Annotated in this window: 28 protein-coding genes and 1 pseudogene; 13 read left to right on the top strand and 16 right to left on the bottom strand. The window is 63.2% G+C overall.

The features are described 5' to 3' along the window. The first annotated feature begins 55 nt into the window (after positions 1 to 55). From RT456_RS07035 to RT456_RS07020, 4 genes are all read left to right on the top strand, one after another. Positions 56 to 874 carry a type 1 glutamine amidotransferase domain-containing protein gene (locus RT456_RS07035; RefSeq protein WP_313344378.1) on the top strand — a complete coding sequence of 273 codons (819 nt, stop codon included), beginning with the start codon at positions 56 to 58 and terminating at the stop codon, positions 872 to 874. A 66-nt stretch (positions 875 to 940) separates the two neighbouring features. Beyond that, on the top strand, positions 941 to 1,390 hold the full coding sequence (locus RT456_RS07030) for a nuclear transport factor 2 family protein (protein WP_313344376.1): 450 nt from the start codon (positions 941 to 943) through the stop codon (positions 1,388 to 1,390). Positions 1,391 to 1,594: 204 nt separating this feature from the next. Next, positions 1,595 to 2,050, top strand: a complete 456-nt coding sequence (locus RT456_RS07025) for a helix-turn-helix domain-containing protein (RefSeq protein ID WP_313344374.1) — start codon at positions 1,595 to 1,597, stop codon at positions 2,048 to 2,050. Further along, on the top strand, positions 2,047 to 2,625 hold the full coding sequence (locus RT456_RS07020; protein ID WP_313344372.1) for a PIN domain-containing protein: 579 nt from the start codon (positions 2,047 to 2,049) through the stop codon (positions 2,623 to 2,625). The genes RT456_RS07025 and RT456_RS07020 overlap by 4 nt, the downstream gene beginning before the upstream one ends. Before the next feature lie 18 nt (positions 2,626 to 2,643). On the opposite strand, the gene RT456_RS07015 is transcribed toward RT456_RS07020, so the two are convergent. From RT456_RS07015 to RT456_RS07000, 4 genes are all read right to left on the bottom strand, one after another. Continuing rightward, positions 2,644 to 3,237 carry a TetR/AcrR family transcriptional regulator gene (locus RT456_RS07015; RefSeq protein ID WP_313344369.1) on the bottom strand — a complete coding sequence of 198 codons (594 nt, stop codon included), beginning with the start codon at positions 3,235 to 3,237 and terminating at the stop codon, positions 2,644 to 2,646. Positions 3,238 to 3,251: 14 nt separating this feature from the next. Then, on the bottom strand, positions 3,252 to 3,851 hold the full coding sequence (locus RT456_RS07010) for an NAD(P)H-dependent oxidoreductase (RefSeq protein ID WP_313344367.1): 600 nt from the start codon (positions 3,849 to 3,851) through the stop codon (positions 3,252 to 3,254). Positions 3,852 to 3,950: 99 nt separating this feature from the next. Continuing rightward, on the bottom strand, positions 3,951 to 4,268 hold the full coding sequence (locus RT456_RS07005; protein ID WP_313344365.1) for a hypothetical protein: 318 nt from the start codon (positions 4,266 to 4,268) through the stop codon (positions 3,951 to 3,953). Next, on the bottom strand, positions 4,265 to 4,627 hold the full coding sequence (locus tag RT456_RS07000; protein ID WP_313344362.1) for a hypothetical protein: 363 nt from the start codon (positions 4,625 to 4,627) through the stop codon (positions 4,265 to 4,267). The genes RT456_RS07005 and RT456_RS07000 overlap by 4 nt, the downstream gene beginning before the upstream one ends. A gap of 627 nt (positions 4,628 to 5,254) precedes the next feature. On the opposite strand from RT456_RS07000, the gene RT456_RS06995 reads away from it, so the two are divergent. Then, entirely contained in the window at positions 5,255 to 6,343 is a 1,089-nt protein-coding gene (locus RT456_RS06995) for a hypothetical protein (protein ID WP_313344360.1), read from the top strand. A gap of 68 nt (positions 6,344 to 6,411) precedes the next feature. On the opposite strand, the gene RT456_RS06990 is transcribed toward RT456_RS06995, so the two are convergent. Next, on the bottom strand, positions 6,412 to 7,026 hold the full coding sequence (locus RT456_RS06990) for a hypothetical protein (protein ID WP_313344358.1): 615 nt from the start codon (positions 7,024 to 7,026) through the stop codon (positions 6,412 to 6,414). On the opposite strand from RT456_RS06990, the gene RT456_RS06985 reads away from it, so the two are divergent. Further along, complete coding sequence (locus RT456_RS06985; RefSeq protein WP_313344355.1) at positions 7,016 to 7,591, top strand: metal-dependent hydrolase; 576 nt, start codon at positions 7,016 to 7,018, stop codon at positions 7,589 to 7,591. The genes RT456_RS06990 and RT456_RS06985 overlap by 11 nt on opposite strands. On the opposite strand, the gene RT456_RS06980 is transcribed toward RT456_RS06985, so the two are convergent. After that, positions 7,575 to 8,495, bottom strand: a complete 921-nt coding sequence (locus RT456_RS06980) for an AraC family transcriptional regulator (protein WP_313344353.1) — start codon at positions 8,493 to 8,495, stop codon at positions 7,575 to 7,577. The genes RT456_RS06985 and RT456_RS06980 overlap by 17 nt on opposite strands. Positions 8,496 to 8,593: 98 nt before the next feature. Between RT456_RS06980 and RT456_RS06975 the strand changes: the two genes are divergently transcribed. After that, positions 8,594 to 9,355, top strand: coding sequence for an SDR family oxidoreductase (locus RT456_RS06975; protein WP_313344350.1), 762 nt, complete (start codon positions 8,594 to 8,596; stop codon positions 9,353 to 9,355). 369 nt (positions 9,356 to 9,724) lie between these two features. Beyond that, positions 9,725 to 9,889, top strand: a complete 165-nt coding sequence (locus RT456_RS06970) for a hypothetical protein (protein WP_313344348.1) — start codon at positions 9,725 to 9,727, stop codon at positions 9,887 to 9,889. A 245-nt stretch (positions 9,890 to 10,134) separates the two neighbouring features. Here the strand turns inward: RT456_RS06970 and RT456_RS06965 are convergent, their stop codons facing one another. The 5 genes and pseudogenes from RT456_RS06965 to RT456_RS06945 form a co-directional block, all read right to left on the bottom strand. After that, positions 10,135 to 10,566, bottom strand: a complete 432-nt coding sequence (locus tag RT456_RS06965) for a DUF4279 domain-containing protein (protein WP_313344345.1) — start codon at positions 10,564 to 10,566, stop codon at positions 10,135 to 10,137. A 58-nt stretch (positions 10,567 to 10,624) separates the two neighbouring features. Next, a pseudogene (locus RT456_RS06960) lies at positions 10,625 to 11,080 on the bottom strand (aldo/keto reductase); the annotation flags it as partial. Between the two features lie 249 nt (positions 11,081 to 11,329). Then, complete coding sequence (locus tag RT456_RS06955; protein ID WP_313344343.1) at positions 11,330 to 11,710, bottom strand: hypothetical protein; 381 nt, start codon at positions 11,708 to 11,710, stop codon at positions 11,330 to 11,332. A gap of 298 nt (positions 11,711 to 12,008) precedes the next feature. Next, positions 12,009 to 15,818 carry an autotransporter outer membrane beta-barrel domain-containing protein gene (locus RT456_RS06950; protein WP_313344340.1) on the bottom strand — a complete coding sequence of 1,270 codons (3,810 nt, stop codon included), beginning with the start codon at positions 15,816 to 15,818 and terminating at the stop codon, positions 12,009 to 12,011. Between the two features lie 365 nt (positions 15,819 to 16,183). Next, positions 16,184 to 16,828 (bottom strand): response regulator transcription factor, encoded by a 645-nt coding sequence (locus RT456_RS06945; protein ID WP_313344337.1) that lies wholly within the window; start codon positions 16,826 to 16,828, stop codon positions 16,184 to 16,186. A 399-nt stretch (positions 16,829 to 17,227) separates the two neighbouring features. Between RT456_RS06945 and RT456_RS06940 the strand changes: the two genes are divergently transcribed. From RT456_RS06940 to RT456_RS06930, 3 genes are all read left to right on the top strand, one after another. After that, on the top strand, positions 17,228 to 18,736 hold the full coding sequence (locus RT456_RS06940; protein WP_313344335.1) for a DUF1254 domain-containing protein: 1,509 nt from the start codon (positions 17,228 to 17,230) through the stop codon (positions 18,734 to 18,736). A gap of 48 nt (positions 18,737 to 18,784) precedes the next feature. Further along, positions 18,785 to 20,290 (top strand): DUF1254 domain-containing protein, encoded by a 1,506-nt coding sequence (locus RT456_RS06935; protein ID WP_313344333.1) that lies wholly within the window; start codon positions 18,785 to 18,787, stop codon positions 20,288 to 20,290. Positions 20,291 to 20,355: 65 nt separating this feature from the next. Then, entirely contained in the window at positions 20,356 to 21,171 is an 816-nt protein-coding gene (locus RT456_RS06930) for a hypothetical protein (protein ID WP_313344331.1), read from the top strand. Positions 21,172 to 21,339: 168 nt separating this feature from the next. Here RT456_RS06930 and RT456_RS06925 read toward each other — a convergent pair whose 3' ends face one another. From RT456_RS06925 to RT456_RS06905, 5 genes are all read right to left on the bottom strand, one after another. Further along, positions 21,340 to 22,665, bottom strand: coding sequence for a chloride channel protein (locus RT456_RS06925; RefSeq protein ID WP_313344329.1), 1,326 nt, complete (start codon positions 22,663 to 22,665; stop codon positions 21,340 to 21,342). Between the two features lie 254 nt (positions 22,666 to 22,919). Further along, complete coding sequence (locus tag RT456_RS06920; protein ID WP_313344326.1) at positions 22,920 to 23,369, bottom strand: saccharopine dehydrogenase NADP-binding domain-containing protein; 450 nt, start codon at positions 23,367 to 23,369, stop codon at positions 22,920 to 22,922. Between the two features lie 18 nt (positions 23,370 to 23,387). Beyond that, the gene (locus RT456_RS06915) at positions 23,388 to 23,741 is read right to left on the bottom strand and encodes a nuclear transport factor 2 family protein (protein WP_313344324.1); all 354 of its coding nucleotides are present in this window, start codon (positions 23,739 to 23,741) and stop codon (positions 23,388 to 23,390) included. Then, complete coding sequence (locus RT456_RS06910) at positions 23,734 to 24,138, bottom strand: VOC family protein (protein WP_313344321.1); 405 nt, start codon at positions 24,136 to 24,138, stop codon at positions 23,734 to 23,736. Before RT456_RS06910 ends, RT456_RS06915 begins: the two co-directional genes overlap by 8 nt. Positions 24,139 to 24,157: 19 nt before the next feature. After that, positions 24,158 to 24,901 (bottom strand): SDR family oxidoreductase, encoded by a 744-nt coding sequence (locus RT456_RS06905; protein WP_313344318.1) that lies wholly within the window; start codon positions 24,899 to 24,901, stop codon positions 24,158 to 24,160. A 138-nt stretch (positions 24,902 to 25,039) separates the two neighbouring features. On the opposite strand from RT456_RS06905, the gene RT456_RS06900 reads away from it, so the two are divergent. Both RT456_RS06900 and RT456_RS06895 read left to right on the top strand, forming a co-directional pair. Then, positions 25,040 to 25,936 (top strand): AraC family transcriptional regulator, encoded by an 897-nt coding sequence (locus RT456_RS06900; protein WP_313344315.1) that lies wholly within the window; start codon positions 25,040 to 25,042, stop codon positions 25,934 to 25,936. Positions 25,937 to 25,961: 25 nt separating this feature from the next. Then, positions 25,962 to 26,429, top strand: a complete 468-nt coding sequence (locus RT456_RS06895) for a hypothetical protein (protein WP_313344312.1) — start codon at positions 25,962 to 25,964, stop codon at positions 26,427 to 26,429. Positions 26,430 to 26,537 lie beyond the last annotated feature (108 nt).

Here is a 26,537-nt window from a genome sequence, read left to right as displayed (position 1 = left end):
TATTGATTTGAAAGTGATTGGTTAGCGTACTGGCTCCTCCTGCGAGCCAGTACCCATGACCGCCTCCCGCTACCTCCTCTCTCTGCTGCTCCTGCTGGTGTCCAACCTCACCGGCGGTGTCTGCCTGGCCGGCGCCGCAGACGTGCCGGGGCGCCCCGCCCCGGAGCGCGTGCTCTTCATCGTCTCCAGCGCCAAGGTCCACGGCGCCTCGTCGCTGCCCGCCAGTGTCAGCTTCGGCGAGGTCGTGCATGCCTGGGACACATTCCACGCCGCCGGCTACGCCGTGGATTTCGTCTCGCCCGACGGCGGTGGCGTGCCGATCCTGGACGCCTATGTCAGCGACGATGTGGAAGCGCGTTTGAAAGACGCGCGCATCATGACCGGCCTGCGCAACACCGCCAGGCCCAACCAGATCGATCCCTCCCGTTACCGCGCCGTGTACTACGTCGGCGGCAGCAACGCCATGTACGGCGTGCCGGAGAACCTCGCCCTTCAGCGCATCGCCCTGCATGTGTACGAGCGCAACGGCGGGGTGGTGTCGGCGGTCTGCCACGGCACGGCCGGCATCGTGAACCTCACCCTTGCCGGTGGCCAGAACCTGATGACCGGCAAGCGCATCACCGGCTTCCCCGAGCAGCACGAGGATGCCGATGCCGCCTACTTCCGCGAGTTCCCGTTCCTGATGGGCAAGACCGTCAAGGCCCGCGGCGGCCTGTTCAGTGCCATCGACAGCGAAGACCCCTATGTCCAGGTGGATGGCCGCGTGGTGACCGGGCAGAACTACGCCTCCGCCAGGCCGGTGGCCGAAGCCGTGGTCGAAGTACTGCGCAAGCGCGCGGCGCAACCCCCGGCGCCGGTCGCCGCCAAGGACTGATCGCTCAACACCACACCCCCAACCCACCCGAACGCCGACTTCAACTCCAACGCCACCAGGAAACCCATGAACGCTTCGATCCGATCCCTCTGCCTTTCCGCCGCCCTCGTCCTTCTCCCCACCACGCTCATGGCGCAGAACAGCGACCGCGATGCGGTTGACCAGGTCATGCAGACCATGATGCGCGGCTTCGAAGCCGGCGACCCCACGCTGATCCTGCAGGTGCTCAGGAAGGACGGCGTGGTGGTGGGCTACTCGCCCGTTACCAAGGGCATGATGCAGGTGAGTGCCGAAGAATGGGCGAAGGGCTTTCCCGGCAAGCCGGCCGACGACGAGGACAAGCGCCACCGCAAGTACGAGATCCTGGATGTCACCGAACACGGCGCGCTGGTGAAGGTGTCCCTCGATTACCCCCGATGGGACGGCGTGGACTACCTCGGGCTGGCCAAGATCGACGGCAAGTGGATGATCATCAGCAAGTCGTGGACGGGCAGGAGCAAGCCGGCGGCGCCGTAACACAGCGCTCAGCGCCTGCGGGCCCGATCAAGAAGGCGCCGTGCAACGGCGCCTTCAGCCACCCAAGTGCTCCGTCAGGATCAGCGTCTATGGAGACGAGGAAGCTGGCATGGTCGCCGCGGACATTTCGTTTATTGCGATTTTCGTATAGTTCGTTTAGTCTCGACGCTTGCCTACGATGCACCCGTTCGTTGGAGCTCCGCCGTGACCACGCCAGTCTCCCTTCCGCTCACCCAAGACATTGAAACCGCGGCCACCGCGCAGCGCGAGCTGGCTGCATACCTCGCGACTGGCTTTGAGACCAAGCGCGTTCAGTTGGTCGACTCCCAGGACCATGTCCACTCCATCCAGCTCCCCATGGCGGCATTGCGCCTCCTGGGCGATATCCTGGCAGAGCTCGCCGATGGCAATGCCGTCAGGATCGTACCCGTGCACGCGGAGCTGACAACGCAGCAGGCCGCCGACATGCTCAACGTGTCGCGTCCGCATCTGGTCAAACTGCTGGAGAGTGGCAAGCTGCCCTATCACCGAACGGGGAAGCATCGCCGCGTCCGCTTCAATGATCTTATGACCTATAAACAAGCGCGTGATGACAAGAGTGCACAAGCCTTGGATGCCCTTGCCTCGCAGGCTCAGGAGCTTGGACTGGGCTACGAGTGAACAGCTCCGCTTTCACGGCGGTGTTTGACGCATGTGTTCTATACCCTGCGAATGTTCGCGATTTGTTGATGCGTTTGGCCTGTACAGGCGCATTTCGTGCGCGCTGGAGTAAGCAGATTCACGACGAATGGATCCGCAATCTACTGGCCAAACGGAGTGATCTGACGCGAACCCAGCTTGACCGCACTGCAGCGCTGATGAATGGCGCAATCGATGACTGCCTGGTTACCAACTTCGAGCCATTGATTGAGAGCATCACGGGCTTGCCTGACGCAGATGACAGACACGTGGTCGCCGCCGCCATCCGATGCAACGCAAGCGTCGTCGTCACCTTCAATCTCAAGGACTTTCCTGAAATCGCTCTCGATGCATGGGGTCTTGAAGCACAGCACCCGGACGAGTTCGTGGAGAACCTCTTCGACCTTCACCCAGCTCAAGTGCTTGGTGCGGTGCAGAGCATGCGCCGAGCCCTTGGGAATCCCTCTCTAACCGTTGACGATCTATTCGGTATCTTGCTCAGGGCGGGGCTGGCTCAGACCGTGAAGTGCCTGGAACAGTACAAAGGCATGCTGTGACCGAAACTGGATCCGCTATCAGGATCGCTTGACGATCGACACAATCAAGCGCTCCAGCTCACCCTCCGCGTGCGGTTGCTCCACCAACCCTGCAGCCACCGCCTCAGACAGCGATTCAGCGGCGCCGAGAATCGCCCAGAAGCCCGCCTCCGGCACTTCAGCACCCGTCGCGAATCCGCCCAACCACGTCGCGCACTTCCCGGTGAAGTCCTGCTGGTAGCGCCGCTTCACCTCCATCAACTCCGGCGACCCCGCCAGCGCGGCCAGAATTCCCTGGATCTCGCTGCCCTGTGACAGCACGCAGTCGATGTACCCGCCGGCAATCGCCCGCGCGCGGTCCCTCAGCTGCGCCTTCGCCTTGCCGATGCGCTCTTCGAACACCGCCGTCTGGCGCTGGTCGTAGTCCTGATAGAGCGCTGCCAGCAGACCGTTGCGGGTGACGAAGTGGTCGTAGGCCACCGGCTTGGTAACCCCGGCCGCCTCGGCCAGCCGCCCCAGCGAGAGCGCATCGGTGCCCTCTTCGCCCACCAGCGCCCACGCCACGTCCAGCAGTTGGCGGGTGCGCTGTTCGCGCGGCATGCGGCGGCGGGGTGGTTCAGGGCGGGCAGGCATCGAAGTGGCAGCAGTCACGCGGCAGCAGAGGTCCCAATGGTACGACCGATATCACCAGCAGTGCGCAGGTTGGCGTCGGCGTTGCCGCTGTCGGACTCCAGCAGCAGCGTGGACGACTGCACGCGCGCACCGCAGTAATCGAAGATACCCATGTCGATCTGCGTCTTCATCGCCGCGCCATAGCCACGCCGCTCGATCATGCTGGCATCCGCGCCGCCCAGGCCAACCAGGTGCACCTGCAGGCGTTGGAGCTTCTTTTCCACTTTGCCATCGGCCCCGTCCGCATAGGCCCAGCCCTGGGTGAACACCCGGTCGATCCAACCTTTCAGCAATGCCGGGAACGACCACCAGTACAGCGGATAGACCAGCACCAGCTTATCGGCGCGATCGATGCGGGCGTGCTCGGCCACAACGTCCGCAGGTGGCGGTGCCGTCATGCGGAACAGCGCGTTGTCGGCCTGGTTGAAGCGGGGGTCGAAGCCCTCTGCGGCCAGATCGGCGATCTCCACCGTGTTGCCGTTGCTGGCAGAAAGGATGAGATCGCCGATCCGGTTCGCTACCGCATGGGTCAGCGAACCGGGTTCGGGATGGGCTACTACGATCAGGCTGTGCATGGGGATGACCCTTTGAATGACATTACCTACCAAAGGTAACATCGCACATCCAGGTCACCAGTGCCGCCGCTGGAACGCTGTTTTCGCATCGGCGGCCGTTCAGTACTTCGGGTTCTCCGCCAACGATTCGCACCACCAGCCTTCCTTGCGTGCGACAGTCTCCTCACCGTCGTCTTCGAAGACAAACGCAGACGATTCGGGTGGTATCGCGCGGAGCACCGCGCAGGCGGTGCATTTGAAGGTCCGATCTGTCACCGGGGCACAAAAGACAGGATGATGACCCTGGATATCCACATACTCCTGCATAAGCAGCCGAACTACCGCCGCCGGGCTGGTCCTTGAACGCCATGCCGCCCCCTTGAAGCGGGCGCGCAGCGCATCGTCCACTTTCACCCGCATCAGCACCGTCTTGCTCATGCCGTGTACTCCTGGCGGTGCGGGCTGTGTGCCAGCGGGCTGCGTGCCAACGGCCAGCGATCCACCACGCCTTCGCGGTGCAGCAGCGTGGGCGGCGGGGACACCACGGGCGGCGCCGGGGTGATCATCATGATGCAGACGAGGCCTTCGCTGGCGTCGACACGTACCTTCGCACCTATGTCGAAGCCCATCTTTCGCAGCCACGGGCCACGCAACAGGATGTAGGGCACAGGCTCGTCGTCGCACACCACGCAGGGCGGAGCGGACGAGGCGCCCACTTCGTCTTGCGGCCAAGGGGCGGGCGGCGAGCTGCCGTTCGAGTAATCGATGTGGGGCGTGTCTGCCCAGTGCGACTGCATAAGAGACCTCCGATGGATGTCTCCCCCGCCGGGATGGCGAGGGAGTCGGGAGGTTAGGAACCGACACATGAGAACCGGTGGGCGTATTTCCGCGAGGGTGTTGTATTAGCCGCCCTCCCGACCAAGGGACGTGCAACTTTCTCATGTGAAGGAGTTCCTACACTCCGGTGGCCACCATGCGGGATGCTGTAGAAGATAGGAAATCGCTTGTTTCTGTTGATATGGCGGCTTCATTCGACGCCGCCTTGCAATGACGCTTATGGCATTGACGTGTTGTGACTGCCGTCATCAGCTTCAGCGCGCATCTACGCCAGTCAGCTGTTTCCTACGGAGAATTCAGGCCATTTCGGGTATTTGACTGATCCAGCGGCAGGGTAGACTGCCCGCAACGACCGGACTACCGGGCTCAAAAGGGTACAGCTATGGCTCCCGCAACCAGGAAGATGTGCGACTCCATTGATTCCGAAATTCGAAAGCTTGCACAGGGCTCCGTCAAGATCAGCTTCTGGGGCGCCTATTCGCTCGACACAAATCGCATCTTTGTAAGCAGATCAGCGGCAGATCATTCCAGTGTCATCCTGAAGTCCTTACTGGCGCGGCGAGTGAAAGCAGGCGATAAGTGACGTTATGACCGCCGGACTTGCCGCGATCCTACCTGCGCTCACTGCGGGCTTCCTTTTCGTCATCGTTCATTACAAAACCCGGATTCTAGGCTCCCAGGCAGAGGGTCAGCGATTGTTCTTCATGTGCGCGGCCACGGGCTTGGCCTTGGCGGCATTCGCTCGGCTCATCTTGCTGTTGATGCCTTCAGAGGTGCTGGAGATCGTTACGTACTGGGTGCCGGACAACCAGAATCGCCATCACCTCTTGACCTTCCTTCTTGGCCCCATCTCCGCCTGCCTTGCCAACGTCTTCTACGCACTCCACTACTGGATGCGCGTAGAAGCAGATGCGAAGTCGCACGCATCAACCCCGTGGGAATGGGCAAATTCTGCGCATGTCAGACGCTCTGGAAATCCGATGCGAAGGATGCTGGTTCAAGCAGTGGACAGTAACGGAGCGCAGCTGTTGCTTCTTTCGCTTTCGTCCAGAAAGGTCTATTGCGGCGCTGTACGTCGCCTTCCCTCTACCACATCCGGCGAAGAATTCATTGAAGTCATCCCGATGTTCTCAGCGACTCGGAACAAGGACACGTTGCTGTTCGAGCACAGAATCGATTACCCGGCGTTTCATATCTGGCGTCTCAGGCGTCGCATTGACATGCTGATGAGGCTAAGCAAGCTCGCAGCACGCAACGCAGAAGCGGCGAATGACCTGGATGTCATCGAGGAGGAACTGGCGGACCACATGGCACTACTCGCCTCCGTTACAGAGACGGCACCTGAGCACTACAAGGACAAGATCGATATCGACCTCTGGTCGAAAGTCATTCCTGCAAGGACAATCGAATCACTCTCCTTCTTTGACGAAGAAGGCAACGACAGGTGGTTCCGCTTCGCGCCAGCGTGCGCTCAGTTAGCGACGGTTTCAGCGCTCCCGTCACCCTCCGCCCGCGCGGATCGCGCCGGGGTCATCCCCACCTGTCGCGCGAACCCCTCTTCAACGTCCTCGACGTACATGAGACCCATGGGAAGGTGCGCCACAGTCCGCACTTCCTCCACGCTCTCTAAGCGATGCAAGCCGACGCGCTGTAACGGGACGCGAAACGGTCACTAGGCTTCGCGCTGTTGCGCCGTACAGCGCTCAAGCTGCGCCAGCCCGCGAGGAAGTCGATACAGGTGCCATCAACCGGGTCCAGTCCACCTGCCGCCAAACACGTTCACGCGCAGGGCCCTGAACTTCCTGGTCATGCACCACTGGAGAATCCGCTCGACGTCGGCGCCAGTAGGTGCGCCCTCGCGCAGTAATACGCGCAACTTTGGACGCAGCTCGATCAAGTGGCCCACCGTCGCTGCACGCTCCGCATCAGGGAACGCGGGGCCGATCACCAGGATGGACCGGAGGCAGCATCCTTTTACGGCCGGGTGTGGATCCGACTGCACTTCAATCACGATATCGAACCCGGTGTCTGGCTGCCATATACGCAGGACGTCCACCGGCTCATCGCCCACGAATTTTCGTCTGAAGGCGTTGAATTCTGTCGTGCTGGAGACAAGCGCCCATTCGAAGGCGTTGCCGCCCACTGTTACACGTGCCATCCGACGCCCCTTCTGCGTAATCTGGTGCGGACCCTGAGCCCGGATCTTATGCTGCGTCCCGTCAGCGATCCAGTCCAAGCCGACAGCTGCTACCCGCCCGGCAGGTGCTTCATGCCCGCCACACAATCGCTCCTTGGTCGCCTCACCTCGCGGCAGCACGCTTGCAGCTCTGCCACTGCCGAACTGCCCCATGTCGTCCATCGCAGGCCATGCCGCCGCAGGCATCACCGCCTACCTCTGCTGCAACAGAGGGCACAGCGCTTCCTCACGCTGGGCGCTGGCGCCGTTCGCCTTCCTGGCCGTCTGCCCGGATCTTGATTACCTTGCCGTCTGGCTGATCCATTACGACGCCACGCCACGGTTCACCCACAGCCTTGCCTTCGGGATGGGGACTGCCTTGCTTGTTCACTGGGCAGTACGCACGTCCACCAACGCACGTTTGCCCCTGGGTTGGCTGATGGCGGCCAGCGCGTCGCATCCGGTGCTTGACCTGCTGGTTGGCGCACACTCGGTGCCGTTGCTCTGGCCATTCGGTGCAGAGCTCGCCGTTGCAGTGGGCGTTCTTCCCAGCGCAGGTGCGCCTTCGCTGGGAAACTACTTCCTGTGGCGAAACCTGCTCATCGAACTCGGCGTGTTGTTGCCGGTTTTCGCGTTGATGGTTGCCGTGTCGCGGCGCGTCAGCATGGGTCGGCTCGCTGCCTGGGCGGCGTGCGTCGCGCCGGTGTGGGGGCTGTTGCTTGGCTGGTCGATCAGCCTTGTCCGATGAGCACCGCGTTGGTCTCCCCACGCGCAAACCGCGCCGGTGTCATCCCCACCTGTCGCGCGAAGGCCACACCAAACGTCACTGCGCTGGCATAGCCCACCCGTTCGGCCACCTGTTCAAGGCTGAGTTCGCGCCCACGCAGCAGGCGCTTGGCCAGCGCCATGCGCCAGGTGAGCAGGTACTCCATCGGTGCCACGCCCACCACCTTGGTGAAGCGCGCAGAGAATGCCGAGCGGGAGAGCGCGGATTCCGCCGCCAGCGTCACTACGCTCCAGCCATGTCCGGGCTGCGCATGCACCGCCCGCAGCGCGGCAGCCAGCCGCTCGTCGGCCAGGCCACGGACCAGGCCGGTGCCTTCCGCAGGACCCGCGCGGCTGCGCAGTGCTTCAATCAACAGCACTTCCAGCAGGCGCTCCAGCACCACCTCGCGCGCCGGCCGCCGCGAGCGGGCCTCCTCGCCGACCATCTGCACCAGTGCCGCCAGCCGCGGCTCGCCGCGCACATGCACCCGCTCGGGCAGCAGGGAGACCAGCAGCGCTGTATCGGGCGAGCCGAACTGGCAGTGGCCAAGCTGCACGCGCACGTCGGCAGGCCCGTCCTGGCGCCCGATGCGGAAATGGTCCTCGCCAATGCGGGTGGGAACGCTGTACTCGGTGTCGGGCGGGGCGTGCGCGCTGGCGTGCTCCAGCGTCTTCGCAGCGGGTATCAGCACGAAGTCACCGGCCTTCAGGAGCAGCGGCGGCCGCCCGTCGACCGACAACCAGCACTCGCCCTCCAGCACGGCTGCATAGAACGGCTCGCCCTGCCCTTCCCGGAAAACACGCCAGTCGCCTGCGCCTTCCACCCGTTTGGAGAACCGCGCCGCCGGCTGCAGCAGGGAAACAACCTCGGAGAGGGGATCGGCCACGACAGGACGCTCTATGAAGAAATGTGGACGTTCGAGTGTATCCCGTCCTGCACACCGCGCCGATCATGGACGTCCGTTCCGTGGTGAAAGGTGTTGCGATGTCGACTGTATTGATTACCGGCTGTTCCTCCGGCTTCGGGCTGGAGACCGCCGAGCTGTTCCTGGCCCGTGGCTGGAACGTGGTGGCCACCATGCGCACGCCACGCGCCGACGTGCTGCCGCGGTCCGACCGGCTGCGCGTGCTGGCGCTGGATGTCACCGACCCGGAGAGCATCGCCCGCGCCATTGCGGAGGCCAGCCCGATCGACGCGCTGGTGAACAATGCCGGCTTCGGTGCACCGGTACCGGTGGAGCTGACGCCGATGGACACCGCTCGCGCGCTCTTCGAGACCAACACCCTGGGTACGTTGGCCGTGACGCAGGCGGTGCTGCCGCAGCTGCGCGAGCGTGGCGCAGGCGTGGTCGTCAATGTCACCTCGTCGGTGACGCTCAAGGCACTGCCGCTGGTGGGCGTGTACAGCGCGAGCAAGGCGGCGGTCAACGCGTTTACCGAGTCGCTGGCGATCGAGGTCGAACCGTTTGGCGTGCGCGTGCGGCTGGTACTGCCCGGTCGCGCGCCCACTACCCGCTTCGGCGCGAATGCCGGGGTGCATCTGGGCGGCATGGATCACCCGGCTTACGGGCCGCTGGTGAACGGTGTGATCGCAAGCTTCCGCGATACCAGTGGACCGGTCACGCATGCGCCGGACGTTGCCGAGGCGGTGTGGCGCGCAGTAACCGACCCGGCCACGCCGATGCGCATCGCTGCCGGTGCTGATGCAGAAGCGTGGATGGCCGAAGGACACCAACTCAAGCTCTGACTGAACGTAGCTGTCTGCGTCAACGTACCAGGCGATGTCGCGTATCCGACATCAGCGAATCGTTCAATGGAAAATACGCTGGAGTGGCATCGCACGTATTACCGAGTGCGCGTTTCCAACTGTCGCCGCTGGCGCGGCCCACTCAGGTGGTCAGCGTGGCAGACCCGGGAACGGCCTTTTTCTGGTACTTCCGGCTCATTCAAGGCCAAAGGCCCGCCAGTGGCGGGCCCTTCGGAAACTAGATGGCCCCGCAATGCGGGGCCACAACGGACCTAGTGTCTTCACCAGTAATGGTGGCTGGGAGAGGACTGAAGCTAGGGCTGCCGAGGTAGCCTATCAGAACGGTCATTCTGGCGAAAGTGAAGGGTCATGAAGTGGGAACAGATGGAGCAGCACTTCTCCCCCGCCCGTGTTGGACGGTACAGGGTAGCCCGAGGCGGCGATGCGACACTTGCCGCTGCTGACTACTCGCGCAACATGCTGCTGGCCGAGGCCATGTTGCCGATGCTCAATGTTCTTGGCATGCCCGCGTGATCAACGACAACGACATACGGTCTCCAGTGCACTGAACCGCGTACGTGAACTGCGGAACCGGGTTTTCCATCACGAGCCGTTGCTTTGGTTATCCCCGGACCTCTACGAGCAGCACGGCAAGGGGGTAACACTGGTCCGTTGGCTCGATCCTAACCTTGCAAGATGGCTAGGCCGCCATGATCGCTTGCCTGTGATTTGGGCAACGGAAGAGCTCGCCGCGAAGCGGCTCCCGCTGGAATGAATTGTCACGGCGCCACGATGGACTCTTCTTCACCACAATCATAGACGTCCAGCCCGAGTGCGATACCGCGCTGACCGATGGCGAGCATAGCCTTTGCCGAAATCGAGATGCCGTCATTGCTGCTGCGCATGAAAAGGCCACAGAACAGATTGGGATTGAACCGCGCCAATGACGCCCAGATGGAGAGATCCTGTGTGAGTTGCTCGAGAATCTCGAAAATCTGAGCCTCCAGGTCCTCAGGCCTACGATCAGACGCTCTAAGCCGCCAACTGCCGGTCCTGGCAATGCGCGTGACTCCGGTACGGCTGCCAACAATTTCCTGGCCCTTGTGATGCGCCACCGTTGGGTTGGCTCCCAGCAAGGCACTTATCTCGTCGGGCGCGAGCTCGTCCCCGAAGAATCGTAGTGCTGCCAAGGAATGATCGAATGCCGCCATTTGCCCCCACCTACCTTTTGGACCGACGCCGGGTCCGGTGATGCGAATTATCTGAAGCTTACCTCCCCGTCATCTTCAGCGCGACTTCGGGCAGGCGCTCACCGCTGATGCGAATGTTGGCCACCTCTTCGTCGATGCGCATCAGGTCTGCGTGGTCCAGAACCAGATCCACAGCACCCAGGTTCTCATCAAGACGATGCAGCTTGGTGGTACCCGGAATCGGCGAAATCCACGGCTTCTGCGCCAGCAGCCAGGCCAGCGCGACCTGCGCCGGCGTGGCGCCCTTCTCAGTCGCCATCGCCCTGACCACGTCCACCAGGGCCATGTTGGCCCGACGCGCCTCAGGTGAGAAGCGTGGCACCACATTGCGGAAGTCGCTCGCATCGAACTGCGTATGCTCCTCGATGGGCACTGCCGGGTCAACGCGATGCTGGTACAGAAGATCGATGCGCTCGGTGCGAAGCCGCGTCAGACTGGCCTCGACGGCGGCGCGGATGTGTGCCGGCTGGCTGTTGGTATCCGTCACCTTTACCCTCTTTCTGGCCGACAGCGCCATCCGGACGCTGCCCGAAAGGATTCACGTCGGAGGGACAGCCTACCTGGGCGGCACCACGCTGCCACGTACGCCCTTGCCCAAGAGCTAGAAGACCGGAGATGAGCTGGACGTTGACTGGGACTGGAGGCCTTAGTCGCACTGAAGCTGTTCTCTGGCCGGAGCGGCGAAGCGGCTTCCGGTTGAATGAACGGTCAGACGGCGAACAGATTACCGCCCGCTGTAGACAACGGCAATCTGGGCGGTTGGATCGCGCACAACCAAGGACTCGCCCTCGAGGCAGTAGCTGTGCCGGCCTGGCACGCCGCTGATCTCAAGGGTGTAGCAACCATCAGACTCATTGACGACCTTGTAATTCATGGTCATTGCGTCGGGAGTGCCATCAAGACGTAAGACGAGGGTGTCAGAAGTAATCTGAAGCAGGCCTCCGTCATAGGTTTCGCGGATCTGGCCGGCCACCGAATCAGGCAGACCAGACGCCTTGGCCCTATCCGTCGTAGCGACAAGGTCGACCGCCCAGTTGCCCTGCATCGATGGGGACTTATGGCATGACGCCAGAAGAGAGAGCGAAAGAAGAACAAACTTTTTCATGTGTAGGTTCCTGCTGGCGTCCAATGCCGCTCTAGTCCTTGACAGACGGACCCGTGGGTCCGGTTAACGAGCCAACTTATAGCAGGACCCAGCGGAAGGCAATGCGCGCATTGGGTCGGGAGTTACCCTTCACCAACCTCGATAAACAATTGTTGTTCCCTAGCGCGCTCGACGTCCGCTATCGGCCAATAGCAGCCGCCCCCCCCCTACGTAAAATGCTCATGTCCAAGTAGATGATTGCTCAGGCACCCAAGCATGGTGGCCATGGGTGCTGGCCCTTGTTGCTGGATTTCAAGCTCTACCAATGCCAGCGCATGCCTACCTTTGCGTTCCATGAGGTCTCTTCGCCGTCGAAGCTCCAGGTGTAATCGGCGTCTGCAAATAGATAGCCGGTGGCGCTGACCTGCCAGGTGCCGCCCACCCCTGCTTCGCCCCAACTGTCGCCAAGGTCGGCGGTAAAGGGGACGTAGCCACGTGCACTCGAGAACTCGGTGGTTGGCGTGCCGCTGAACTGGTGCCAAGCGTTGGCGCGTATCCACCAGTTGGTGGCACGCATGCCTGAGTTGACAGCCCTCTCGCCGGTTCGGTTCAGGCGAACCCCGAGCCGGCCCACGGTGGAATCGCCATCGCTGTAACGCACCCGTGCGGCGGCATCCACCAGCTCGTCCACCGTGACCTTCTGCCAGATCACCTGCGCCTGCGGCTCAATGCGCCAACCGGCATGACTCGCCTCTTCACTGGCGGCTTGCCCGATGGCCCACGGCCACCCTGCTTCAAGGGACGCCAGCACCCCATCGCCGTTGGTGAAGACATCCGCCAGACGGGTGGAGCGTGCCCGGAAGTCGTACCAGGTGTACTGCGCAACGGCATCCACGTACGCACCACGAGGAGAGAATGCCGTCCAGTACGCACCGACGGTGCGCGCATCGAACTCGTCCGTGCCAGCGTGGAATTCATAGTCAGGGAACGTATGGCGCACCTGGCCACGAGCCTTGCCATAGGCCAGGTAGCTGCCGGCATGCTGGTGGCTGCCGTCCTCGCTGAGAGAACGGTACAGGTCCACCCCCACCTGCAGAATATCGAACGCGTAGTCGAAGCCGGGGCCCCGGTTGCCGTAGATGCCCTGGCTCCCTCCGTCACGTTCGCCGTCGTGGTGCAGCACGCGAACCCAGGCGCCCGCGAGGCCTGCCCCCGTCGACGAGACATCGTCGCGTTGGCGCAACAGGTGCTGCTCGCCGACGCGCTCATGCAACGTGTCCACGACGGCTCGACCGTAGATTGCCGACAGGGTTGGCAACGCCGCAGCCAGCGAAACCTCCTGCCGGTACGCAGGCGTGGGTTGGGGAGGCGCAGGAGGCGCCGGCGGAGGCACGGGCGGGTCCGGCGGCGGATCGGGTGGCGGCAGCGGCGGCGGCGGATCAGGTTCAGGATCTGGATCCGGCGGCGGGGGCGGGGGGGGCGGCGGCGGCGGCGGTGGTGGCGGAGGTGGTGGAGCCGGGCACGGCGGAGAGGGCGCACCTGGGGAGGCGCAATCGATTACCGACCGAAGGAACCAGCTGTTGTCGGTATCGGTGCTGCTGGCATCGACAACGCCGCCTTGATAGAGGAGGTATTCGTATGGGCCGGCGACGACTGGGCTGGCAAGGCTGAAGGCACCGGCCGATGTGGTTGCGTTGACCGCCTGTACGAGCAGGATGCCACTGGATTTGGTCACCGCGCCACTGCCACCGGTGTTGCGCACCTGGATCCGGCTCTGTCCGGCGCCCGTACCGTCCACGATGACCAACCGGTCCGATGCAGAGCCATCAGGTCCCAGCCAGGTGTTCATGGCCAGCAGCCCGTCGTAGCCGACGTAATCGGTGACGGTCAGCGCCATGTAACTCTCCGGCAACGCCGGATCGCCGAGCGGTGCGCCGAAATCAATCAAACCCGCCTGATGCGAGAGCGACGTCAGCAGCGAAGAGTCGCTCATCAGCCACGTGCTGTCATTCAACACGACGGTTGAAACACTGTCGGGTCCGGTCTGGGCAAAGCCAGACAACGAAGAGCGTTCCGCAAGGATGTAGGCATCGGCCGGATCGCCGCCCGGGTTCGCACCGACGTAAAGCCATTGGCCGCTCCCGCCGACGGTGGTGTTGGTAAGTTGGATGTTCACCCCGTCACTGCCGTTCACGTAGATCGTCGGTCCATCCACGTTGTTGAGCCGGCTGTCGGCAAAGTCCGCACGCGGGAAGTAGCCGGCCAGCCACAACGCGGGCGCGCCCTGCCCGTAACTGGAGACATCCGTGCTGGACGCACTGACCCGGCCACCGTATGCCGCGAGGACGCCCGCCGTCTGCGCGCCTTGGACAATGACGTCGACGTTGTCCAAGGACATCATTCCGGCTTGTGCCACTACACCGTGACTTCCAATGCCCACAGTCTTGACGGTACTGGACGCCAATCGAACTTCTCCTCCGCTGCGCGCCACCGCACCCCACGAGCTGTCGACGCCCGTGCCGCTGATCACCAAACCAGTGCCTTCAAAAAGGCCTGTCGCCTCGGCGCCAACCACGCCTTCGCCATCCTCGTGCGTGCTAGTCAGTGTTCCGCCGGCAGACAGGGACACGTGGCCCAAAGAGTCCCGCACGTAAATGGCGGACCGCCCAGCGCTCACGTTGACAGGGCCTCCGAGCAGCACCTCCGAACCACTGGCGAAGATGCCGCCACCTCCAACCGAGGACACGGTGAGCGCACTGCCCGCCTCGCCGATGAGCTGCGACCCCGTGGTGAGGTTGATGGCAAATTCGTCACTCTGGTTCTGAACGCCAAGCGTGCTGCCACTGCGCAGGAGGAAGCTGGCCGCGTCGACGCCTACCACGCCCTGCTCGCCCCCGAGCACGTTCAAGCTGCCTGGATTGAAGAACACACGGCTGGCCTGGTTCTCAATGCCGATCGACCCTGCTCCCGACGCGAGAATGGTGGCTTGTCCCGCCAGCGTCAGCTCCGCGCCACGGTCCAGTCCCGCACCGAAGCTGTTGCTGCCCGTTTGTATCCGCGTGTCCGTCAAGGAGGCAAAGCTGCCTGCGGTCATGTAAAGGCCCCAGCTCTGCTCCCCTACCACGAACGTTCCGCGTGTATCGCTCAACCGCGCCGGCGCGCGTGCGCCCGTCCCCCACCACCCTACGCTGCGATCTCCGAGGGTGAGCGAGGTATCGGTCAGGTTCGTTCGCGAACCCAGCACGGGCGACGCGTAGGTAGCGCTGAAGATGTTGTAGATGCCAGCCGAATAGTCACCCATCTCGAAGGTTCCGCTAGTGACGTTGAGCTCGGATTCGCCTGCCACGTAGCCGCCGAAGGTGCGCCCGGTGCCCACAATGCCACTGCCGATCCGCACGATCGTATTGGTCGCGTTTATCTGCGCGAAGCTGCCGTTCTGCCCCGGCAGCCCACCGCCCGGATCGGTGTTCATGACCTGCAGGCCATAGCCGAGCGTGGTGGGAATATCGATGATGGAGTTCTCGACATTGACCACGCCGCCACCGAAGGCTGCTACCACCGCCAAGGTCTGCGTTGGAACGTAGCTGGTGCCCGGGTGCAGCGCGAGCGTGGCATTGCGCAGCGTCAGCGTGCCCTGCGTGGTGGCCACTGCGTTGGCGAGCCGCTCTGGCGCCATGTACACGGTGGAATCGATGAAGGTCGCGTTCGCCGGGGTATAGGCGGTGCCTGGCCCACTGAACACGGTGATGGGGCTGAAGTAGCTGCCTGCGGGACGTTCGGCAACCGCTTGGTAACCGGTGAAGGTGGCAGTGGTGCCATAGGCCACGCGCACGACATCCCAGACGGTCGGAGTGATGGCTCCATCGGGTAGGTCGTAGGTGCCTCCATCACACAGAGATAGCCCGCGCGGATTCGCGGTAATGCCAAAGCACCCCTGCTGGGCACCGGGAACGGTAGACAGGAGCGTGCCGCTGCCGACGGATTCGGCGGCATCCGGCGGCGCCTCGGGCGGCGGTGCCGCAAACGCGGATGGAGCTGCCCAGTGCGCGATGACCATCGCCAGCGATGCCGCCAGGCATCGGGATGGAGGACGGCCCTCGGACACACGTCGTTCGTTCGATGAAGACATTGCACAACTCCCGATCAAAGGAGCTCCCTTACCGTACGGGGACTGGAAGCACTTGTGCCGCCACGTGGCGGCTGTATAGGTTCAGCCTCGGCCGCATTCGGACGTACACGCCACGCCGCCAAGCGGGCATAGGCGTTGGGGGGACAAAGGGGCATGATTCGTCTGCCATGGCTGTTCCGTTGGGGCGAGCCGATGCCAAGATGCTGCGGCATGCACCGGACGCCCGCCTCTGCGGTTCTACGCAGGGGAAGCCAGTAAAAATACGGTGCCGGCGGGTATGTTTGTCACCAGATTCGGCTTGGGAGCGTATCCATGCGCGAACTGAGGTTGTCTCGATCCCGTCCTGCGGCGCTTGAAGCGCTCGACTAAATGAAGCCTTCCGCCTTGGCCTTCAGCAGAAGCTGCAAGGTGCTGTGCACTTCCAGTTCCTGCATGAGCGCGTACTTGTGCGACTCAACGGTTCGGGGTGATACCCCCAACTCCAAAGCAATCTCCTGTGGTCTCAACCCCAGCGCAAGGTACTCAAGAATCCGCTGTTGCTTGCTTGTAATTACATACTCCCTCGGATTACTGGAGCACAGCACTCTGGCTGCCAATGTCTGCGAGATGTAGGTCCCGCCGCGCGCGATTTCCAGAAGCGCCTGAACGAGTTCTTCACCGGCAACGTTCTTGACCACATATCCGTTCGCGCCAGCCCGCATCGCTGTTAGCGCCATTGACACATCATCGTGCATTGTCAAGAACAGGAAAGGCACGTTGATGCCCTCCTTCCGTGCTGCAACCATCGCGTCAATGCCGCTGATGCCGGGCATGCCTATGTCGGCGACGACGACATCGGGCAGGTCCGTCCGAATGGCCTGGAGTAATTCTTCGCCACTGGTGACTACGTCAATTTCGCTGGTCGACGACTGAAGCAGGTATCGAATACCCTGCGCCACCATTGCATGGTCATCGGCGACCACCACCTTTCGGAACAAATGGCATGCCGGATGCAACTCTAGTAGACCCATACCCTGCTCCAGTGCGGCGAGTCGCTTTCCCTGGACTGCCTGTTGCCTGCATGGCCACGCGTGCGCGGTGCTGTCCCGGCCAAACTGTGTCTTATAGGCCGTGACGCGTTCATGATAGTAGGCGCGCCGTCCCACGGTGGTGCAGAAGCAAGCCAATATGCGAGTACTCGGTCACATTCTGCGACGGGCGTTCGCTTCCGCTCGGAAAGGCAATTCTTCTCTCAGGCAACGGGATAAGAAGACATGTGAAGCCCTCCTGCAATCTCGGTAGAAATACTGAGCCGAGGGCAGTGGAAACCCTCTTGTCACTGTGCCGGGCGCAAACCAGAGTGTGGCTGGACCTCCGAAGCCCGGGCCCGCGAGCAAGCTGAATCGTTTTGGCCCACTGGTTCGAGCTGAGTGTGCGACCTGAGCTGGAGCGTCTCCCAGTACACCCAGCCAAAAGTCGAGCCCATTGCCATGCGCTTAATTCCGTGCGTCGTGTTCTCCCTGATGATTCCGGTCCTGTTGCTTCCGGCGTGCCAGCGTCAACAAGACCATACCGGTTCTGCGGAAACGGAATCGACGGCGGCCCAGCCCGCCGCGGCTACTGCGGCCCGCCCTGCCGCCGGCCAAGAAGAGGCGGAGGTGCGCGCCATCGCGAAGGATGCCTACATCTATGCCTTTGCGATGCTGGAGAACTACAACACGCTCTATAAGCAGGTGGCCAATTCCAAAGCCCAGGAATATGTCGGCGGATTCGGAAAATTCCGGCACTACTCCCAGCTGTACACGCCTGACAACCATGACGTCGTCACACCCAACAACGACACCCCCTACTCATGGGCCTGGCTGGACCTGCGCGCGGAGCCGTGGGTAGTCACCGTGCCAGAGGTGCCCGAAGGACGCTACTACGTTCAGCAGTGGGTTGACCTGTTTACCTACAATTTTGCCTACATCGGTTCGCGCGCCACTGGCAACGAAGCGGGCAGCTACCTCATCGCCGGCCCCGGCTGGCGAGGTGACAAGCCCGAAGGCATCAGGCAGGTGTTTCCTTCCGAGACCGCACTGGTGCTGACGCTCACCCGCACCGCGTTGAACGGGGCCGACGACATCGCCAACGTCAAGAAAGTTCAGGCGGGGATGACGCTGCAACCACTAAGCAGTTATTTGAAGACGCAAGCGCCCCCGGCGGCACCTCAGATCGAGTTTCCCGCCTATGACGCCGGCAAGGTGCACTCGCACGATTTCATCGGCTATCTGAACTTCCTGCTGCAGTTCACTCAACCGACGAATCCGGAAGAGGTCGATCTGATGCAACGCTTTGCGAAGATCGGCATCGGCCCGGGGCGTCCGTTCGACGCTACGACGCTGAGCCCGGCGCGACTCGCTGCGATCGATGCTGGCATCGCCGATGCCAAGGCAGCCATGGCCGAGAAGGCCAAGGCGACGCTCTCGTCCAATGGCCTGTTCGGTTCGCGGGCGTTCCTGAAGAACGACTACCTCACCCGCGCCATCGCGGCCGAGAAGGGCCTGTATGGGAACTCGATCGAGGAAGCCTGGTACGGCGGCTATGTAGGGGACGGCAACAAGCCCTCGACCATCCACTTCAGCAAGGACACCCTGCCACCGGCGAAGTTCTTCTGGTCGGTCACGCTGTATACCCTGCCAGACCGCTTCCTGTACGCCAACGACCTCAAGCGCTACTCCATCGGCGATCGTACGCCGGGGCTCAAGTACGACGCCGATGGCGGACTGACCCTGTATATCGGCCACGTCTCCCCGGGCAAGGACAAGCAAAGCAACTGGCTGCCGGCGCCTGCCGGCCCCTACAGCGCAGTGGGGCGTGTCTACGGCCCAAGCCCCGCCGCCATCGAAGGCAGGTGGAACCTGCCTCCTCTGCAGCCCTTGCAGCCATCGACACCCTGAGCTGTGTTGAGCAGATTGCGTCGAAGCAGCCCACCCAGGAGAGACCGTATGTACGCCCATCGAGTTCGTCCGTCTGCCACGGTCTTCGCCACGGCCCTCGTCCTCGCCGGCTGCCTTTCGCTCAGCGCCTGCGGCGACCGCGCATCGACCGATAAGGACGGAAAGACAGCGGAACCAGGAAGTCATGTCCCCGTGCGCGCGCCAGCGCCTGCAGAGGCTGTCTCGGCGGAAGAAGCCAAGGCCATCGCGCGGGACGCCTATGTCTATGGCGTTCCGCTGGTGGACACCTACAAAACGCTCTATGCCTTCAACGTTGACACGTCGAATCCGCAGTACAAGGGACCGTTCAACTCCATCCTGAACATCGCACGGGTATTCACTCCCGACGACACCGCCTTCGTCACGCCCAATTCGGATACCCCCTATTCCTTCGCCATGCTGGATCTTCGCGCAGAGCCGGTGGTGATCACCGTGCCGAAGATGGCCAAGGACCGCTACTTCGTCTTCCAGCTGATGGATCTGTACACGTTCAATTTCGACTACATCGGCAGTCGCGCCACCGGCAATGACGGAGGCAGCTTCCTGATTGCGGGACCGGGCTGGAAGGGCGAAGCGCCGAAGGGCATCACCAAGGTGATCCGCTCCGAGACCGATTTGGTCAGTGTGGTTGGGCGTACCCAACTCTTCAATGCGGCTGACCTGGAGAACGTGAAGAAGATCCAGTCCGGATACAAAGTTCAGCCCTTGTCAGCCTTCACCGGTACGTCGGCGCCGCCACCCGCGCCCGACATCGCCTGGATCAAGCCCACGCCGCCCGCACAGGACCGTACGTCGCTGGAATTCTTCAACCAGCTGGCGTTTCTGCTGCAGTTCGCGCAGCCGCCGCACCCTAGCGAAGTGGCTCTGCGCGAGCGGTTTGCCACGCTGGGTATCGAGCCGGGCAAGCCGTTCGAAGTAGACAAACTGTCGCCGCAGATGCAGGCCGCACTCAAGGAAGGCATGGCCGAGGGGCAGAAGGAGATCGATGCCAAGCGCGCGTCGCTGGGGGGAAAGACCGATGCCCTGTTCGGCACTCGGGATTTCCTGAAAAACGATTACGTCGCCCGCGCCACAGGCACCCAGGTGGGCATAGGTGCCAACTCCCGCGAAGAGGCGATGTATCCCATCTTGGACAAGGACTCCAAAGGCGAACCGTTGGACGGGAGTAAAGGAGCGTACACGCTGCGCTTTGCCAAGGATCAGCTGCCGCCCGTCGACGCCTTCTGGTCCGTCACCATGTATGGACTGCCGCAGCAGTTGCTGGTGAAAAATCCGATAGACCGGTATCTGATCAACTCGCCGATGCTGCCCGAATTGAAGAAGGACCCCGATGGCGGGCTGACGATCTACGTCCAAGCGGAGTCGCCCGGTAAAGAGAAGCAGGCCAACTGGTTGCCGGCCCCCAACGGGCCATTCGTCATGTTCATGCGCTACTACCGCCCCAAGCCGGCATTGCTGGAGAGCCGCTGGACCACCCCAGCCGTGGTCAAGACCGCCGACGGCGCCGGCCATTAGTTGCATGACCGACTCCAGGGAAGCCCCGACCTTTGTCTGCCATCACCCAACGAGGAGGCACCCCCATGATGGGCATAGCAAGACTGATGGTATTGGGCTGTGCGGTCCTCGCCGCCGACGCTGCCGCGCAGAGCGCAGTTCCGGATGCAGCAGCATCCAGCGATGACATCGCCCGTAAGCTGGCAGATCCCGGCGCGGCGCTGATCTCCGTACCTTTCCAGTACAACTACCTGGGCTCGGTCGGCCCGGGAGGGGACTTTCACAACCAGCAGCTGAAGATCCAGCCAGTGATCCCCTTCGTGGGCGAGAACGGAAAGTTCATCCTGCGGCCCATCCTGCCGCTGAGCTGGAACCAGTTCTCCGAAGACAAGCACGGCACCGGCGATCTGTTCGTGCAGGGCTATTACATCCCCAAGACCGCCGCCGAAGCGCGTGGCACCGAGTTCGGTTTCGGTGCCGCCGCGTTGCTCGACACTGCCTCCCACGACAGTCTTGGCACCGGCAAGTATTCACTAGGTCCCGCATTCATTCTGGTGCACAAGACCAAATCGTGGACGATAGGCGCGCTGGCCAACCATATCTGGTCGATTGGCGGCGACAGTGACCGCGACGATGTCAGCAGTACCAACGTGCAACCCTTCGTCACCCGAAACCTGCCGGACGGCTGGTCGCTCAGCTTCACTTCGGAGACTACCTACAACTGGAAAGCCGCCAGTGGCGATGCATGGACCGTTCCACTTGGCGCAACCGTCTCCAAGGTCCTGCGCTTCGGGCGCACCCCGGTGAGCCTGGGTCTGGGTGGGTTCTACAACGTGGACCGGCCGCAGTATGCCAGCCGATGGACAGGGCGCTTTTCGGTCACGCTTGTTTTCCCCGAGTAACTGGCGTCGATATCCGCTATCTCCCAGAAGCGGCCACTGTCAGCCTCAGTTGGTGCTGCTGCCGGTACCACGGACCGGCGGCTTATAGCCGAAATGGACATTCAGACGCGCAGCAATGGTGTACAACCTCCGGGAGTTCAACAGGGGGGGCGCGGCAGCGAAAAATGGTTATGTCTTGCTGCTCGGCTGTTGCGAACCCGGCGACAGCAGCTGCTCTGCCAGTCCCTTATAGATTGGAGTCCTGCACACCAGCCCGGACATACCGCGGGCGATCAGTACCGTTGCCAGGATGGGTAGCAGCAGGTCGCCACTGTCGGTTAGTTCCAGCGAAATGACCGCCGAGGTCAATGGCGCTTGGGTGACACCCGTAAGGTATGCGCACATGCCCAGCAGCACGAACGCACGCGGGTCCACGCCGGGCATCAGCACGGCCAGGTTGTGGCCCAGACCGGCACCGACGGCCAGCGCCGGCGAGAACAGCCCGCCGGGAATGCCGGCCACATAAGAGGCCAGGTTCGCCAGCAGCTTCATCAGCCCAAACTCATGCCCAACCGTCGGCTGACCCTGCACAAGACTGCGCGCTTGCTCATAGCCGGTGCCAAAGGCCCCGTCGCCGCACAATGCCGCCAGCGCCACCACCACCAGCCCGCAGCCGGCTGCCAGCAGCACCGGATGCCGCTGCCGCAGGTTGCCCAGCCAGCGCGGGCGCCCTGCAGCGCTGGCCAGCACCATGCGGGCAAATACCCCGCCCAGCAGACCCGCCACCACCCCGCACAGCAGGATGGCCAACCACCCCTGCCCCAACGGCAAGCCCGCTGTCACATGGCCGAAGTAGGTGTAGTTCCCCAGAAGGCCCAGCGACACTACGCCGCCGACGATGACCGCCGTCAACAGCGTGCCCGAGAAGCGATGCTCGAAGCGCCCGCTGAGTTCTTCAATAGCGAACACGATGCCGGCCAGCGGCGTGTTGAAGGCCGCCGCGATACCGGCCGCACCGCCCGCCAACAGGAAGTGCGACAGCTCCCGCGGGTCTTTGAAACCGAACCAGCGGCCAAACAGGTACATCAGGCTCGCGCCCACATGCACCGTTGGCCCCTCGCGACCCACCGATGCACCTCCCAGCAGCGACAGCGAGGTCAGGAGCAGCTTGCCTGCCGAGACCGCCGGTGAAAGGTTGGTTGTCCGGAAAGCTTCATCTGGCTTGTCCAGCGCCGCGATCACCTGGGGAATCCCACTGCCCCGGGTGGGACGAAGCACCCCGCTGGTCAGCCACGCCAGCAGGGCGAATATTCCCGGCGTGAGCAGCAGCGCCCACCAGGGCGAGTGCTCGATGGCGCGTCGAAACAGGGCAAATGCCGCATCGCTGGCCTTGGCAAAAAGGATCGCGACAAGCGCAACCACCACCGCGCCCGCCCAGAGGGCAGCACGGCGCCGCCATGCCTCGCTCCGCAACTGGCCGGCCAGGCGCATCTGGATTCGGCGGAAATAGGTCATGACCTTAGTATGGCCACCGTCGCCGGGGACGAAAAGCCGGCTGCTTGGCGGGTGACCTTGCCTGATGTGGCCGGCAAGGACCGGACATCTGCCCTTCGCCGATAGACATCACCAGACGTTGCCCCGGCGTCAGAATCCCAGGATCGCGTAGAGCATAGAGCCTCATCCATTCCTGAGACAATCGTGCAGCTTCAGTGGTGGCGTGCATCTACAGCCTGTCGCGCCTAGCCGGGCTGTCAAATCTGACTCGGATTTCATGTACATGTCGACGGCACACGCTCAACCGCACGCGCGGCCAGGCTGCCGAGCATCGCTACGCTGCCGCCGCTACCCGGCATCAGCATTACCCCGGCCTCAGTGGCGCTCAGGTCATGGCGCTCGGCCAGCTGGTAGCTGTCCAACTCGGCGGCAATATCCAGGTAGTGGACGCCGCCCCCCAGGCATGCCTCCATCAGCGCTCCCGCGGTATGCGCGAACGGCCCAGCGCAGTTGAGCAGGACCGTGATGTCCTGCAGCCCGTAGGCCACATCGCCAGCATTATCCAGCGCAAACACGCGGTACGCCACGCCAAGGCGTGTGGCCAGCGCCTGCAGCGGAGCTTCGTCGCGCCCTGCCAATACCAGCTTCAGCCCAGCTTCCTTCGCGTGCGCAGCAGCCATGCGCCCGGTGTAGCCGGATGCACCGTAGATCATCAATGTCTTCATGGTGTGTTCCTCGCCACCCTATTCGAGTGAGGCGTCAATGCGGGAGATGCGGCCTGCGGAATCCACGGCCACTAGAAGCAATCCGATCTCGTGACCGAAATCGCCAGTGAAATCGACCCGGGCTCGTGCACGTGCATCGCCAAGGCCTTCGAGCGAAAGAAGCCGGGTAAGCGTGTGGTAACCCACGAAGTACTTTTCCAGATAGTCCCGCACACCGGCGTGCTTGTTGAAGGTGCATCCGGTGGACGGGTCATCGATCACTGCCGCCGTGCTGAACAACGCCAGGGCCCGTTCGATATCGAAGGCGTTCGTGGCGTTGATGAAGGCCACCACCGTCGCCTGCAGGGGGTGCGACTCGGCGCCGTCATTCATGGCCGTGCTGCCAGCTCTTGTAGACGAACTCCAGGCTGTAGCCATCCGGATCGCGCACCTGCGCGGCGTAGTAGCGCGGGTCGTAATGCAGCTGCGGGCCAGGCGGATGGATCTCGCTGGCGCCGGCGGCCATCGCGGCGGCATACGCTGCGTCGACCATCGCGCTGGAATCCGCCACGAAGCCAACATGTGCCGCCTGCGCCGCCGCCACGCCCTGCCGCAGCCAGAAGAAGACCCGGCCGCCCGCGCCGAAGCCCTTCAGGTCCGGGTGGCCGGGTGGGCCCTGCCGGCCGTCGTAGTCGAGCCGGTTGACGATGCCCAGCGGGGCCAGCGCGGCCGTGTAGAACGCGACCGAGCGGGTGGTGTCGGTGACAGTGAGGAAAATGTGGTCGAGCATGTCGTACTCCCGTTGCGAACTAGATGTTGTAGCCGCCTGCAACTTCAAGGGTCTGCGCATTGACCCAGGCCTGCTCATCACCGAGCAGCCCGGCAATGACGCGGCCCACGTCGTCCGGCTCACCTACCCGGCCCAGCGCCGTCTGCGCGGCCAGCAGGGCTTCGAACTCATCATTGAGGCCGCCGCCCAGTTCGGTACGGATCGCCCCGGGTGCGACGGCGTTGACGCGGATGCGGCGCTCGCCGAACTCCTTGGCCATGTAGCGGGTGAGCACCTCCAGCCCACCCTTGAAGGCGGCGTATGGCGCCACCCCGGCGGTGGCCACACGCGTGGTGGCACTGGTGACGTTGACGATGCTCGCGCCAGTACCCAGCAGCGGCAGCAGTGCCTGGGTAAGGAAGAACGGCCCCTTCAGGTGCACGTTGAACAGACCGTCGAACTGTTCCTCCGTCACGGCCTCGATTGGATTGAACAGCCCGAACCCGGCGTTGTTCACCAGCCCCCCCAGCGCGGAGGCGCCCCAGGTGTCCTGCAGTGTGTCCTTTACCTTCGCGGCGAATGCCGCAAAGCTTCCGGTGTTGCCCACATCCAGCTGCAGGGCCACTGCCGTACCGCCCTCTGCCTGGATGCGCTCCACTACCTGCTGCGCAGCATGGGGCTGGGCGTTGTAGGTGAGGATGACGCCCATGCCGCGCTGCGCGCAGTGCAACGCGGCGCTGGCACCAATGCCACGGCTGCCACCGGTGATCAGTACGTGTTTCATGCAGGTGATCCTGTGCAGTGAAAGGAGATGCACAGGCTAGGGTCGCCGGCTGCGGCACGCCGACCTGATCCACGCCAATTCCTGCCTATTCCTGCTTTCCGCCTTGCCAGCCCCCTGCGGCGGGTGTCCAATGTGGTCATGGACAACGCACTGGATGAACTGCGCCGCCTCGCGGCGCACGCCGAGAATCGCCGTACCGATACGGGTATTCCCCGCGTTGCCATGGTGCAGGGCGAGATCCCGGAGCATGCCCTGGCGGCCGTATACGAGCCGATGATCAACCTGATCCTGCAGGGAAGCAAATCCATGACGGTGGGTGAGAAGACCCTCGAATACGACCCTGCCACGTACTTCATCATGTCCGTGGACCTGCCGGCCGTGGGTGCGGTGCACCCGGCCAGCACCGGCGAGCCCTACCTGGCGGTGAGCCTCACGCTGGACCTTGGCATCATCGCAGCGCTGCTGTGCGACACCACCGATACCGCCACCGGGCGCGGCGAGCCCTCCACCCAGACCGAGGCCTTCAACGTCGCTGCCGTCACCCCCGAACTGATGGATGCGTGGGTACGCATGCTGCGCCTGATGGAACGCCCCGGTGAGATTCCTGCGCTGGCCCCGGCCTACGAGCGCGAGATCCTGTACCGCGTGCTGCAGGGACCACACGGGTGCATGCTGCGGCAGTTGGCCACGCCGGATTCGGCGCTGGCGCGTATCAGCAGCGCGATCCAGCGCATCCGCAGTGACTATGCCAAACCGCTTCGCATCGGCGCCTTGGCCGAACAGGTGGCAATGAGCGAGTCGGCCTTCCACCGCCACTTCAAGTCCGCCACCGCACTGAGCCCGCTTCAGTACCAGAAGCAGCTGCGCCTGCTGCAGGCCCGCCAGATTCTCGCGACGCGGGGAACAAGCGTTACGGCAGCCGCGCTCGATGTCGGCTATGAGAGTCCCACCCAGTTCACCCGCGAATACGCGCGTGCCTTCGGTTTGCCACCCTCGCAGGATGCGGCGCGCATGATCGCAAGCCGGCGTGGGTAAGCGGCATGCGCTTCGAACGCGCTGGATGAAATGGACCACCGCCTTGGGCTGGCTCTTCGCCTTGCTTGCATGCGCCCCTTGCCAGGCTGCACGCACCGGCGCGGAGCCGCTGGTCGACCCGCAGGATCGCCCCTGGCATCCCCAGCCACCCACCATCGAGCAACCCCTGTGGCCGGACGCCCTGGCCATCACGCTGCCCGCCACGACGGGCGCCGAACGCTTCGGCCGCAGCACGAGGACCATTGCCGGCCAGCCGGTCACCATGGTCCAACTCGTCTCCCGAAGCGGGCTGAGCTTGAATGAATTGTGGGGCCGAACCCTACTCGAACACGGTCAACAGATCCTTGTCTTCATGATGCTGTTCCCACGTGGAGAGCCAGCAGAAGCTCACCCCGCTGCGCATGGCAACCGTCTGGAACTCGGCGAGTTCTTCCTTCGTGATCGGGTACTCGACCGGATCAAAGTGCAGGAGCGCCCACGGTCTGAGGAATGAGAATCCGGACCTGAGTTCCGAGAAGATTGCCTTGAACTGAGGCCGGATGGGGGAGAAATCCCTGATCGGACCCGCGCGATTGCCGAGGGCATGGCACTGCCGACGAAT

It is taken from the genome of Stenotrophomonas sp., from assembly GCF_032099025.1.
Lineage (GTDB): Bacteria > Pseudomonadota > Gammaproteobacteria > Xanthomonadales > Xanthomonadaceae > Stenotrophomonas.
Note: the sequence above shows the minus strand (reverse complement) of the source record. Positions and strands in the feature narration are given on the sequence as shown.